Below are 13,188 nucleotides of genomic sequence, written 5' to 3' on the forward strand. Positions count from 1 at the left end.
TATACTTTAAAGTATTACATAAAAAACAGGCTCCTCACCGAAGTGTAGAAGCCTTTTAGAATTATTTGTCAGCGCTGTGAGTGTCGTACAACCAGTTTGCCATGTCGACAAACTGCTCGAGCGTTAAATTCTCAGGGCGCATGCCTGGATTAACACCCAACTCTTCAAGTACTTCCTTGTCGATTAGACTCTTGTAGCAGTTACGAACCGTTTTACGACGCTGGTTAAAGCCTTCACGACATACTCGGTCCAACCATTTCAGGTCTTTTGCCGGGTAAGGCAACACTTCATATGGTTGAAGGCGTACAACTGCAGAGTCTACCTTCGGTGGCGGAACGAAGGCCGTTGGTGGCACTTCTAGCACAGGTGTTACTTTACAGTAGTATTGAGCCATTACCGTAAGACGACCGTAAGCTTTAGTACCTGGGCCGGCCGCTAATCGGTTAACCACTTCTTTTTGAAGCATAAAGTGCATGTCTTGCACGTCTTTATGGAACTCAAAAAGGTGGAACATCAATGGTGTAGAAATGTTGTATGGCAAGTTACCGAAGATACGTAGCTTGTTGTTTGGCTTAACAAGTTGTTCGAAATCGAACTTCATTGCATCGCCTTCATAGATCGTTAGCTTATCAGCCAGATCGGGATGGTTGCGAAGACGTTCAGCCAGGTCTCTATCTAATTCGATAACTGTAAATTTATCGACAAGCTTACCCACTGGCTCAGTAATTGCGCCTAGACCAGGACCGATCTCTACCAAGTTTTGACCTGGTAGTGGGTTAATGCTCGATACGATGCCATCAATAATGTATGGATCGTTAAGGAAGTTTTGACCAAAACGTTTACGCGCTTTGTGCCCTAAGTGGACATCATTTCTCATTGCTTTTTCTCTACTAATTCAATGGCGTGCGTGAGCGCTGTTCTAAAGCTCCCTGTATCGGCTTGGCCTTTCCCTGCCAAGTCTAAGGCGGTACCGTGGTCGACTGATGTGCGAATAAACGGTAAGCCAAGCGTGATGTTCACTGAGCGACCAAACCCTTTGTATTTCAATACCGGGAGTACTTGGTCGTGATACATACCTAAAACAGCATCTGCATCTTGCAAATATTTTTCATTAAAGATGGTGTCTGCTGGCAATGGGCCAACTAAATTAATACCATCTTTTTGGCGAATTTTTTCTAGCGTAGGGGTGATGGTTTCTATTTCTTCACGACCCAAACAACCATCTTCACCAGCATGTGGATTCAACCCACATACGTAGATAGTTGGTTTCTCAATAGCAAATTTTTCAACCAAGTCTTTATTCAGAATTGCAATAATTTGCTCTAATCTGTCTTCGGTCACTGCTTGAGATACATAAGCTAGTGGGATGTGCGTTGTTACTAGCGCAACACGCAGCCCTTCTGTTGCCAACATCATCACCACGAGCGGTGTATTGGACTTCTCTGCAAAGAACTCGGTATGGCCGCTAAAAGCAACGCCAGCTCGGTTAATTACACCCTTGTGAACAGGGCCGGTGACAATAGCATCAAATTCATCATTCATACAGCCAATTGCTGCGGTTTCTAAAGTATTTAATACGTAATGACCGTTAGCCTCATTGAGTTGGCCAGCTACGGCAGTTTCAGCCAGTGGAACGTGTTTCACAACTAGTGTTCCGGAGCGTTGAGGTTGCTTGGGCGCAGTTGAATCGTAATCCAACAGCTCAACCTCGATCCCTAACATTTCAGCTCGCTCTGCTAGTAGGGTTTTATCGGCACAAACTACGAGCTGATGTGGCCAGCTTTCTTGGGATAAGGCGAGGGTCAAATCTGGCCCAATTCCCGCTGGTTCACCTGCCGTAATGACAAGGCGTTTAGTTGTCATCTTGGTCATCCTCAACCATTTCAACAAAGGCACTTGCTCTTACTTCTTGCAGCCAAGCACCAGCTTCTTCGTTGAACTTACGGTTAAATAGAATTTGGTAAGCTTTGTTTTTCAAAGCTGAATCGGTACGGTCTACTTCTCGACGGTCTAGCACTTCAACAATGTGCCAGCCATGCACGGTTTTAAATGGTGCGCTGATCTTACCTTCAGGTAGCGTTTCTACTTGGTGCTTAAATTCAGGTACATACAAATCCGGTGTTTGGTAGCCTAGTTCACCATCTTGCACTGCAGAGCCTGGATCTTGGCTGTATTGCTGCGCAAGTTCACCAAAGCTCGCTTCACCCGCGTTTACACGACGCGTGATTTCTTCAAGTTGCTCCTTGGCACCGTCGTCACTTAAGATGACGGTCGGTTTAATTAGGATATGACGAGCATTAACTTCCGTCACCGCTACCGTTTCCAAGCCTTTCACATCTTCAATTTTCAGAATATGGAAACCAACGCCGCTTCGGAAAGGACCGATGATGCTGCCTTTATTCTGCATTTTGATTTGGTCTGCAAAAATGGTAGGCATCTCTTCTTTACGCATCCACCCCCAGTCACCACCTTGTAGCGCTTTAGGGCCTTTTGAATAAGTATAAGCCATGGTGCTGAAATCTTTGCCTGAGTTAAGTTCCTCAACCACTTCTTTAGCTTGAGCTTCTAGCTCTTCTTTGGTTTGGTCATCATTAAAGCGAAGTTGGATGTGTCCGATTTTGTATTGAACGGTCGCGTTAGTCTCTTGCGCCAAGATATCCGCAAGGTTATCGACTTCAGCTGGAAGAATGTTGATACGACGACGCACTAAGGCGTTACGCGCTTCACTTGCCGCAATCTCTTTTCTTACTTGTTCGCGAAATGCATTGTAACTAAGGCCTTCTTCAGCAACCGATGCTGTTAATTGTTCTACAGTCTGGCTGTTGTCTTTCGCGATGCCTTCGATTGCTTGATCAAGTCGAGCATCATCAATACGAACGCCAATACGCTCTGCTTCTTGTGTTTGAATGGTATCGATGATCAGCTTTTCAAGCACTTGCTCATTGAGAACGTCTTGCGATGGTAGTGTTTGGCCGCTTTTCTTAGCATTTGCGCGCAGCGTCTTCATTGAAGCATCGATGTCGCTTTGTAAGATCACGCCTTCGTTAACGATAACTTTTACGCTGTCTAGCTCGACCGGCGCTGCGTAGCTTACTGATACAGTGCAAGCTGCTGCGATGGCAATTAATGTGCGTTTCCACAATGTCATGTGTAATCCTTTAAATTTACTGATGTTTTATCAGTAAAGAAAATTAGTTATTTAAGAAGAATGGTCGACCATAGCTTAGAGAGTTGTCAGAGCTGCTTTCACCAATAGCGCCGGAGTCAGAGCCGATATTGGTACCAAAGCCAACAATACCGAAGTTCACACTGAAGTTATTTTCATATTCAGGCGTAGTGTTTGGGTCACTAATGTTATTTGTCAAACGGTTACTATAGGTAAAGCCGATGTACCAACAATCCGATCTGTAGTTTAACCGAGCTAACCACTCGAGGTTTTCTTGTGTAGTCAAATCATAGAAATATTGAGCACTGGTATTCCATTTCGGTGAAATTTGGTAAGCGCCAAGTAAGCCTGCTTGAGAGATGCCATCTCTTGTTATTGATGATACGTCAAAATCAACCGTTTCATTTATGTATTCTTCTGTAACGTAGCGATAATTGGTTTGTATGTAACCACCACCAAAACGGTATTCAATAGTACTGTTTGCTAGCTGCATAGCCGAAGTGTCGATGTCGTATTGTACGCCACCATGGTAGAACAGGTAGTCATCGTAGTTGAAGTCCATTTCAATAGCCCAAGAAGAATAATTAGTTTTAGCATCTGATCCTTCACTGCTCAGGGTTTGCTTTGTATCTTTATCAAAATAGAATATTTGACCAAATGATATATTTAGGCGTTCTTTGTATTCGTCATCAAAGAAGCGAGAGGATGCGCCGTAACTCACTTGGTTTGCGGCTGCTATGCGATCCACGCCACTGTATTTACGGCTTCTAAAAAGACCATAGTAGTCGGTTTGTAGCAGTGTCGTATCGTAAAGGCCAATGTCACTTTGATCTTGTTCTGGTACGTAAAGGTACTGCACCTGCGGTTCGAGTGTTTGTGTATAGTTATCAACAATAGTGGTGTCGCGTTCTAGCACGATACCTGCATGGCTTCTAAATTCAGGGATCACTCGACTTACTGATTCTTCTAAGCCTTCATAATCAGAGCCCGTCCCTGTATCAACGCCATCAAGATCTTGTTGGTAATATGTACCAAGTAAGCGAGCTTCTGTTGTCCATGTTCCCCATGTATTGCCTACGGGGATTGTAATTCCAGGCTCTACATGAATACGATTCGCAGAGGGTTTGCCACTTGCGTCGGTATCAAACATTGAGACATGGCTGATCATGTCAAAGTCTAAATATTCCATCACTTCAGGAGCATAATAGTTATACTCAAGTTGCGGCATTAGGCGATAAGGTAGATTGTTGCTCGTAGTAAGGACTTGGAAATCACGGACAAGTACTGATGCATCCCAGTTTTGAGAACGATAGGTTGCTCGACCTTCTTGAAGTAACTGGCCATCTTCACGGTTACCAATGCTGCTTGAGCTAACGTCGGTAAAGTAATCGATGTCACTGACTTTTGAGTAATCTATTTCAAATAACCACGACTCTTGGAATATACCTGAGTGTTCTAGTTGTGCACCCCAACGGTCGCCTTTCTCTTCGTATTTTTTGTCGTCTGGTAAATATTCAGACTTGATGCTGCCCGAACCGAAGTCGCTCAAGTAACGGAATTTACTGTTAAGTTGTGTACCACGCTCTTGCATGTACTTGAAGGTAGTTTCCAAATCGTAGTTTGGCGCTAAGTTCCAGTAAACAGGGATTTCAGCTTCAAAGCCATCACTTGAACCGTATGAAACAGTTGGGTACAAGAAACCTGTTTTACGTGTGTCGCCGACAGGTACCGTTAAGTAGGGCAGGTAAAAGACGGGAATACTTTGGATTTCAAAACGTGGATTATAAAAGGTGGCTTGTTCTTCGTCTTGGTCGACACTGATGCTTGATGCTCTTAGGCGCCAAGCATTGTCGCCAATAGGGCAAGAGGTGATCGAACCATCTTCGATCTCATAAACCGCTTTACCTGTCTTCGATACATATACAGCATTTCCTCGGCCTGGTTCGCAAAGAAATTCGTAGTCAGTATTTTCTAGCGTCATTTCATCGGTAGTCAGATTGTTGGTTGCTCTGTCTGACACTGATTTGATTTGACCATCACTAAAGTTTACGTTGCCTTCAGCTACAACGATATTTTCTTGTTGGTGTAGGGTCACATTATCGGCAAGGATGGTCTTGTTCCCTTGCGTAACTCTTACGTCACCCGAATATATTGCCTTGTCACCATTGATAGCTTCTAAGCGATCTGACTCAACATGAGCGGGTAGCTGTGTCTCGTTTTCTGCAGCGGGCTCGATCAAGCATTGATCTATAGAGGGCATTTCCTGCACACTACTATCGGTGATTGTTTCAGCTTGAGTTGTCGACACGTATAATGCCGTACTTATAGACGCGGCTAACAAGGTGCGGGAAAAAGATTGCATGAAGTTGAACTATCCTGTGTCACTAGATGAAGGGTTGATCTAGTATCAATCCAATTAATAAAGCATTTTCCTTATGATAAAGGAAATATTAGCATTCAGCATCATCAGACAGCGTTACTCAGATAAAATTCATAGATAGAGAACACATAATGCAAATATTTGGCAAAATTTTGGGCGCTTTTTTTGGCTTTTTATTTGGGCATATCCCCGGTTTATTTTTTGGCCTGTTTTTGGGGCATCAATTTGATAAGGCTCGACGTTTAAACCAATCGGGGTTCAACAGTTCTGGTTTTGGCCGTGGACCAAGCCAAGCAGAAAGGCAAAACGAGTTCTTTAAAGCGGCTTTTGCGGTTATGGGACATGTTGCTAAAGCCAAAGGCCAGGTCACGCCAGAAGAGATTCAGCTCGCTTCTACAATGATGGAACGTATGAACCTGCATGGCGAACAACGTAAAGCGGCTCAAGATGCTTTCCGTGACGGCAAAGATAGTGACTTCCCGTTAAGCGATGTGCTTGAGCGTGTGAAAATCTCATCGGGTGGTCGTTTTGATCTTCTGCAGTTTTTTCTTGAGCTACAAGTGTCCGCAGCATTTGCTGATGGAAGCTTGCACCCGAGTGAACGTCAGGTTCTGCATAAGATAGCGCAAGGTCTTGGATTTTCTGCAGAACAGCTAGAGCGCCGCTTGCAGATGCAAGAAGCAGCATTTCGTTTTCAACAGCAAGGTGGAAGCTTTGGTGGCCATCAAGGCCATGGGCAATCATCGGGTTGGCAACAAGCTTCGCAACAAAACCAACTGGCCGATGCGTTTAAAGTTCTCGGTGTGAGTGAAAGTGCCGACGGTAAAGAGGTGAAGAAAGCTTACCGCAAGCTGATGAATGAGCATCACCCAGATAAACTGATGGCGAAGGGCTTACCTCCTGAGATGATGAATGTTGCGAAAGAGAAATCGCAAGAAATTCAGAATGCTTATGATCTGATAAAGAAAGTAAAAGGTTTTAAGTAATTGAACATAGACCGAGTCATGATATTAAATGATTCGGTTTTTTATTAAAGGGAATTATATGACGGTAACGTATCAGGATGTTCTAGAGTTTTGGTTCGATGAACTGACGCCAAAAGACTGGTTTACTGGCGGTGAAGAGATCGATACTTTGATTGAGTCTCGTTTTGCTAAACTGCACAAAGCCGCTATCCAAGGTGAGCTATTTGAATGGCGACAAAATGCACAAGGGCGCTTGGCTGAAATTATCGTGCTTGATCAGTTTTCTCGAAATATGGGTCGAAACAGTCCAGTAGCATTTTGGGCTGATCCTATGGCGTTGGTTTTAGCGCAAGAAGCGGTAGCGGGTGGTTTTGACCACCAGCTTAACGAGCAACAGAAAAGTTTCCTGTATATGCCTTACATGCACAGTGAATCTTTGTTGGTTCATGAACAAGCTGTGGAACTCTTTTCTCAAACGGGATTAGCACATAATCTGGATTTTGAGTTTAAGCACAAGGTTATCATTGAGCGGTTTGGTCGCTATCCGCACCGTAATGAAGTGTTAGGGCGAGCTTCGACTCCCGAAGAAATTGAATTCTTACAGCAACCGGGCTCAAGCTTTTAATCGTAGAAATACGGTCAAAGAATTGAGAAGAGGCTAGCGGTTAATAAAAACCTCTCGCCTCTTTTCTGTTTAGCTGCATTCATGAGCTTTAACGTTAAAACTAGTTTGCTTGGTTAAGCGACCAATCATAGTCATAACTGATTTTTTCAGTGTTCGTCACCGGCATTGTTCGATACTGGTCTAAGTGTTGAATGAGTTGTTTCTCTGTACCAAAATCCACAGCAAACCATTCGTAAATCGATGATAGTTGAAGCTTGTTGTTTTCAATTAACACGCCCTTATCACTATTTACAAAATCACTAGCAGCTTGTTCTAACAAGGCTCCAGTGTTGTCAGAGGTAAAAGCTTCAGGCTGCAAGTTAGGGCATCCCAAACTCGCACAGTTCACTGCGTAATGCGTACGTGGATCTTGCCAAATCGGTCTTAAGATTCGATGTTCAATATCATTGAGTGTTAGCGACTTCCCATTTACCTTCACTACATCATCTCCCCACGGTCCAAAACTAAACAGTCCGCCGAGCTTGGTGATGGATTTTATTGGGTAAGCATCGAGAATTAGATCGACAGTCACGGCGTTATATAGATTAACCCAGTAGGCATACTGTTCCGCTTTTGAATAGTCGAGTGGATTCAACTGTTCTAGTCTCTTGATGTACTGCTTGAGCTTTGCCTTATCTGCAGTGCTAACCGCTTGATAGCGAACTAGGGTGTTTTGCCCTTGTTTAACTAAGTAGCTATCGATAAATTGCTGCCAGTCTTGATGGGATACCCGTTCTTGATTGGTTTCATTGCTTTGGTTCCAGTATGGCCAAAGATCAGATTTAGGCGCAGACCAAGCTAAGGTTGAGAAAAGTAGGCTGACAATAAAAAGTAGTTGTTTCATGGCATTCTCCTGATGACTGACTACTAAGACCTTATGCTTTACGATTTTCTTTCATAGCTCTTCAGTTAAATAGCGGAATCGCTCTAAATAAAGGGCAGAGCTTAATAAGCACATTAAGTTAAGCTAAAAGCTCAGCCAAATAAAAAAGGTTGGCACTAGGCCAACCTTTTATATGTACACAAAACTGTGTGATGCTATTTCAGGAAGCTAGGAATCTTAGCTTCAAACTCTGAAATCTTATCTGCGTGTTGAAGCGTTAGGCCGATGTTATCTAGGCCATTCAGCAAGCAGTGACGACGGAACTCATCAATTTCAAACGAGTATTCTTTTCCATTCGCACTGACTTTCATTGCTTCTAAATCAACGTCGATTTCAGCACCTTCATTCGCTTCTACGAACTGGAAGATTTCATCAACTTCTTGTTCTGTAAGACGAACAGGAACCATCTGGTTATTGATCGAGTTACCGTAGAAAATATCGGCAAAGCTTGGCGCGATCATCACTTGAATACCGTAATCGGCAAGCGCCCAAGGTGCATGTTCACGAGATGAACCACAACCAAAGTTTTCACGCGCCAGTAGAATTGAAGCACCTTTATAGCGTGGTGCGTTCATTACAAACTCAGGATTTGGTTGTTGGCCTGCGTCATCTAGGAAGCGCCAATCGTGGAACAAGTGCTTACCAAAACCGATACGGTTCACTTTCTGTAGAAACTGCTTTGGAATGATCGCATCAGTATCGATGTTGGCCGTATCTAGAGGAACGACTAATCCGGTGTGTTGTTGAAAACCTGACATGTTAAATCCTCTAATTAAAGTTCACGAATATCGACAAAGTGACCAGCGATTGCCGCTGCGGCTGCCATTGCTGGGCTAACTAGGTGCGTACGACCATCACGGCCTTGGCGACCTTCAAAGTTACGGTTTGATGTAGAAGCACAGCGCTCTTGTGGACCTAAACGGTCATTGTTCATTGCAAGACACATAGAGCAACCCGGTAGGCGCCATTCAAAGCCTGCTTCGATGAAGATCTTATCTAGGCCTTCAGCTTCAGCTTGTGCTTTTACTTGCTCTGAACCCGGAACGATAAGCGCTTGAACATGTTTCGCTACTTGACGGCCTTTCGCTACCGCTGCTGCCGCACGCATGTCTTCGATACGAGAGTTAGTACAAGAACCAACAAACACTTTATCGACGTTGTAATCAGATAGAGATTTACCCGCTTCAAGACCCATGTAAGCCAGAGCTTTTTCAGCCGATGCCTTTTCAACAGGGTCTGCGAAGCTTTCTGGTGCTGGGATTGGTGTGTCTACTGAGATCACCTGACCTGGGTTAGTACCCCAAGTGACTTGTGGTTTGATGTCAGCCGCTTCTAGCGTTACAACAGCATCGAACTCTGCATCAGCATCGGTTTTCAATGTGTTCCAGTATTCAATTGCTGCTTCTAAGTCTTCGCCTTGTGGAGAGAACTTACGACCTTTGATGTATTCGTATGTTGTTGCATCTGGAGCAATTAGACCCGCTTTAGCGCCAAGCTCGATCGCCATGTTACATACCGTCATACGACCTTCCATTGTAAGGTCGGTAATCGCCTCACCACAGAATTCAACCACGTAGCCTGTACCACCAGCCGCCGTTGTCTTGCCGATGATCGCCAGTACGATATCTTTTGCTGTAATACCTTCCGCTACTTGACCTTTGACTTCAATCTTCATGGTTTTAGCGCGAGCTTGTTTTATCGTTTGCGTTGCTAGAACGTGCTCAACTTCAGAAGTACCGATACCGAATGCAAGAGAACCAAATGCACCGTGTGTAGCCGTGTGTGAGTCACCACATACGATGGTCATGCCCGGTAGCGTAATACCTAGCTCAGGGCCCATTACGTGCACAATACCTTGGTATTTGTGGTTTAGGTCGTAAAGCGTGACACCAAACTCTTCACAGTTCTTCGATAGCGTTTCCATTTGGATACGAGCCATCTCGCCAGAAGCGTTGATGTCTTTCGTTTGTGTCGATACGTTGTGGTCCATGGTCGCAAAAGTTTTACCTACTTGGCGAACTTTACGACCTTTTTCACGCAGGCCATCAAAGGCTTGTGGCGACGTTACTTCGTGGACTAAGTGGCGATCGATATAAAGGATTGGCGTTTCGCCTTTCGCTGCAACTGCAACGTGAGCGTCATAAACTTTTTCGTATAAGGTTTTTGCTTGCTGGTTTGTCGACATAGCTTTTCTTCCTTGGGAGCATCAGTCCCAGTGTTTGTTTCGAGCCAAGTCATGTGGTTTACGCTGACTTGGCTTGATATTATTTTTATGTACTTACTTATTTTTCGAGTAGCCGCTTATGAAGCTAAGATGTACTCAGCGATCTTGTCACCCATTTCAGAGGTAGTCAGCGCTTGGTTTTTGCCTGCAAGGTCAGCGGTTAGTTCGCCTGCAGAAAGTGCTTTAGATACCGCTGTTTCGATATCTTGAGCTGCGGCTTCTTCGCCTAGGCTGTAACGAAGCATTAGCGCTGCAGAAAGAATTTGCGCTACTGGGTTCGCGATGTTCTTGCCTGCGATATCTGGAGCGCTGCCACCTGCAGGTTCGTATAGGCCGAAGTTACTTTCGTTCAAGCTTGCAGAAGGAAGCATACCCATAGAACCCGTGATCATTGCGCACTCATCAGAGATGATGTCACCGAAGATGTTTGAACATAGCATTACATCAAACTGAGACGGATCTTTGATTAACTGCATGGTCGCGTTGTCGATGTACATGTGGTTTAGCGTGACATCTGGGTAGTCTTTCGAGATTTCTTCAACCACTTCACGCCATAAGATAGAGCTCTGAAGAACGTTTGCTTTATCGATTGAGTAAACGTTTTTGTTGCGTAGACGAGCAGATTCAAAAGCAATCTTCGCAATACGTTCGATTTCGTAACGGTGGTAAACCTCAGTATCAAAGGCTTTCTCTGTTGCGCCTTCTCCTTCACGACCTTTAGGTTGGCCGAAGTAGATGCCGCCAGTTAATTCACGAACAACAACGATGTCGAAACCATTACCTGAGATGTCAGCACGCAAAGGAGAGAACGACTCTAACCCCTTGTGGATTTGCGCAGGACGTAGGTTACAGAACAGTTGGAAGTGCTTACGTAGAGGAAGTAGGGCACCACGTTCTGGTTGATCGTTTGGTGGAAGGTGTTCCCACTTAGGACCGCCAACCGAGCCGAAAAGTACCGCGTCAGATTCTTCACAACCCGTTACTGTCGCTTCTGGAAGTGGACAGCCGTGATTATCAATTGCGATACCACCAACATCATACTCTTCGCGAGAAAAGCTAATCGCGTGCTTCTTTTCAATCGCGTCTAGCACTTTATGTGCTTGTTGCATTACTTCTGGGCCAATGCCATCACCAGGTAGTACGGCAATCTTGTATGATTTATCAGTCATGTTAATCCTTTAATTCTTGTTACTGAGCTAGTTGGCTCGTTTTAAATTTTGTCCCTAAAGCCAACAACAGCGGCTCTAGGGCTCTGTTATTGGGTGCTTAAACTGTCGCGATTCTTTGCTGCTTCATTTCAGCGATGGTGTCTGCACGTTGAATGCTATTGATAACGTGCAATAGCGCTTGACCAGAAGCTTCAACGATATCCGTTGAAACGCCCGTACCGTGGTACTTACGGCCTTTATAGTTCGCAATAATATCGGCTTGACCTAAGCCATCTTCGCCTTCGCCTTTCGCGGTCAGGTCGAATTTATCCAATGCAATTTCGTAACCCGTTAAGCGGTAGATACATTGGTATAAAGCATCTACAGGGCCGTTACCGACAGCCGCTTCGCATTTCTCTTCATCGCCACATTGTAGCTTGATGCTGGTGGTAGACATAACACTACCAGATTGTACGCTTAGGTAGTTAAGTTTATAGAAGTCATCTTCGTCGCGTAGGTTCGCGAAATGCATTAATGCTTCTAAGTCGTAATCGAATACTTGGCCTTTACGGTCAGCCAGCTTCAAGAAGTCTTCGTACAATGAATCTAGGTTGTATTCGTTGTCTTTGTAGCCCATCGCGTCCATGTGGCTCTTAACAGCCGCTCGGCCACTACGGCTTGTTAGGTTCAATGCCTTGTTCTTCAAACCGATAGACTCAGGCGTCATGATCTCGTAAGTGTTCTTGTTCTTAAGCATGCCATCTTGGTGAATACCTGAAGAGTGGCTGAATGCGTTAGCACCGACGATTGCCTTGTTGTCTTGAATTGGCATGTGGCAAAGCTGGCTAACCAACTTACTGGTACGGTGAATCTCTTTATGATCCAAGCCGGTGTGAACCCCCAAAAGCTCTTGACGAGTTTTGATGATCATTGCGATTTCTTCTAAAGAACAGTTACCTGCACGTTCGCCAATACCATTGATTGTGCCTTCAATTTGACGAGCGCCCGCTTGCACAGCAGCAATTGAGTTTGCAACCGACATACCTAAGTCATCGTGACAGTGAACAGAGATGATGGCTTTATCAATATTTGGTACGCGATTGAATAGCATTTGGATAATGCCACCAAACTCGTTTGGAACGGTGTAACCTACCGTGTCTGGAATATTGATGGTTTTAGCACCTGCGTTAATCGCGGCTTCAACCATACGACATAGGTTGTCGATAGGGGTACGACCGGCATCTTCACAAGAGAATTCAACATCATCGGTGTAGTTACGAGCGTGCTTGACGGCTTTCACTGCCATCTCGACAACATCGTCGTAGCTGCGGCGTAATTTGTCTTGTACGTGAACCGTCGATGTAGAGATGAAGGTATGAATACGGAACTGCTCAGCAACTTTAAGCGCTTCTGCAGCGGCGTCGATATCTTTCGCTACGGCACGAGAAAGTGCACAAATACGGCTGTCTTTGATGTGTTTAGCGATGGTTTGTACAGACTCAAAATCACCTGGCGAAGAGATAGGGAAGCCAGCTTCGATAACATCGACACCCAGTCTCTCAAGAGCATAAGCGATCTGTAACTTCTCTTTTACCGTAAGGCTTGCAGCCAATGCTTGCTCGCCGTCACGTAAGGTAGTATCAAAAATTATTACTTGATCGTTCATGGGTGCTTCCTTATATCGATAATGAATCGATTGCTATCCAAATTATTATTAAGAATGATGTTCTTTTAAAAGTGCCAGTTACAAAAAAACCC

General features: G+C 44.6%; 11 protein-coding genes. 2 read left to right on the plus strand and 9 right to left on the minus strand.

Annotated elements, in window-relative coordinates; all coding sequences use genetic code 11:
- Nucleotides 1–61: 61 nt before the first annotated feature.
- From rsmA to lptD, 4 genes are read right to left on the minus strand one after another with little or no spacing between them, the layout of a single operon-like run.
- Nucleotides 62–877, minus strand: a complete 816-nt coding sequence (rsmA, locus tag M4S28_RS03130; RefSeq protein WP_004735898.1) for a 16S rRNA (adenine(1518)-N(6)/adenine(1519)-N(6))-dimethyltransferase RsmA — start codon at nt 875–877, stop codon at nt 62–64.
- A complete protein-coding gene (pdxA, locus tag M4S28_RS03135; protein WP_029222219.1) occupies nt 874–1,863 on the minus strand; it encodes a 4-hydroxythreonine-4-phosphate dehydrogenase PdxA in 990 nt (329 codons plus the stop codon). The genes rsmA and pdxA overlap by 4 nt, the downstream gene beginning before the upstream one ends.
- Nucleotides 1,853–3,148: a peptidylprolyl isomerase SurA gene (gene surA, locus M4S28_RS03140; protein ID WP_249632299.1), complete on the minus strand. Its 1,296-nt coding sequence runs from the start codon at nt 3,146–3,148 to the stop codon at nt 1,853–1,855. The genes pdxA and surA overlap by 11 nt, the downstream gene beginning before the upstream one ends.
- Before the next feature lie 43 nt (nt 3,149–3,191).
- The gene (gene lptD / locus M4S28_RS03145) at nt 3,192–5,528 is read right to left on the minus strand and encodes an LPS assembly protein LptD (RefSeq protein WP_249632300.1); all 2,337 of its coding nucleotides are present in this window, start codon (nt 5,526–5,528) and stop codon (nt 3,192–3,194) included.
- A gap of 149 nt (nt 5,529–5,677) precedes the next feature.
- On the opposite strand from lptD, the gene djlA reads away from it, so the two are divergent.
- Together djlA and M4S28_RS03155 are read left to right on the plus strand one after the other, a co-directional pair.
- The gene (djlA, locus tag M4S28_RS03150) at nt 5,678–6,532 is read left to right on the plus strand and encodes a co-chaperone DjlA (RefSeq protein WP_102495647.1); all 855 of its coding nucleotides are present in this window, start codon (nt 5,678–5,680) and stop codon (nt 6,530–6,532) included.
- A 58-nt stretch (nt 6,533–6,590) separates the two neighbouring features.
- On the plus strand, nt 6,591–7,136 hold the full coding sequence (locus M4S28_RS03155; protein WP_249632301.1) for a DUF924 family protein: 546 nt from the start codon (nt 6,591–6,593) through the stop codon (nt 7,134–7,136).
- A gap of 100 nt (nt 7,137–7,236) precedes the next feature.
- Here the strand turns inward: M4S28_RS03155 and M4S28_RS03160 are convergent, their stop codons facing one another.
- From M4S28_RS03160 to leuA, 5 genes are all read right to left on the minus strand, one after another.
- Nucleotides 7,237–8,019, minus strand: a complete 783-nt coding sequence (locus M4S28_RS03160) for a DUF547 domain-containing protein (RefSeq protein ID WP_249632302.1) — start codon at nt 8,017–8,019, stop codon at nt 7,237–7,239.
- Nucleotides 8,020–8,213: 194 nt separating this feature from the next.
- On the minus strand, nt 8,214–8,816 hold the full coding sequence (gene leuD / locus M4S28_RS03165; RefSeq protein WP_076670619.1) for a 3-isopropylmalate dehydratase small subunit: 603 nt from the start codon (nt 8,814–8,816) through the stop codon (nt 8,214–8,216).
- Nucleotides 8,817–8,830: 14 nt separating this feature from the next.
- Nucleotides 8,831–10,243, minus strand: a complete 1,413-nt coding sequence (gene leuC / locus M4S28_RS03170; RefSeq protein WP_249632303.1) for a 3-isopropylmalate dehydratase large subunit — start codon at nt 10,241–10,243, stop codon at nt 8,831–8,833.
- A gap of 116 nt (nt 10,244–10,359) precedes the next feature.
- Nucleotides 10,360–11,451 (minus strand): 3-isopropylmalate dehydrogenase, encoded by a 1,092-nt coding sequence (gene leuB, locus M4S28_RS03175; RefSeq protein WP_004735886.1) that lies wholly within the window; start codon nt 11,449–11,451, stop codon nt 10,360–10,362.
- Nucleotides 11,452–11,548: 97 nt separating this feature from the next.
- The gene (leuA, locus tag M4S28_RS03180) at nt 11,549–13,096 is read right to left on the minus strand and encodes a 2-isopropylmalate synthase (RefSeq protein ID WP_249632304.1); all 1,548 of its coding nucleotides are present in this window, start codon (nt 13,094–13,096) and stop codon (nt 11,549–11,551) included.
- Nucleotides 13,097–13,188: the final 92 nt, after the last annotated feature.

It is taken from the genome of Vibrio sp. J383 (genome assembly GCF_023503985.1).
GTDB lineage: Bacteria > Pseudomonadota > Gammaproteobacteria > Enterobacterales > Vibrionaceae > Vibrio > Vibrio splendidus.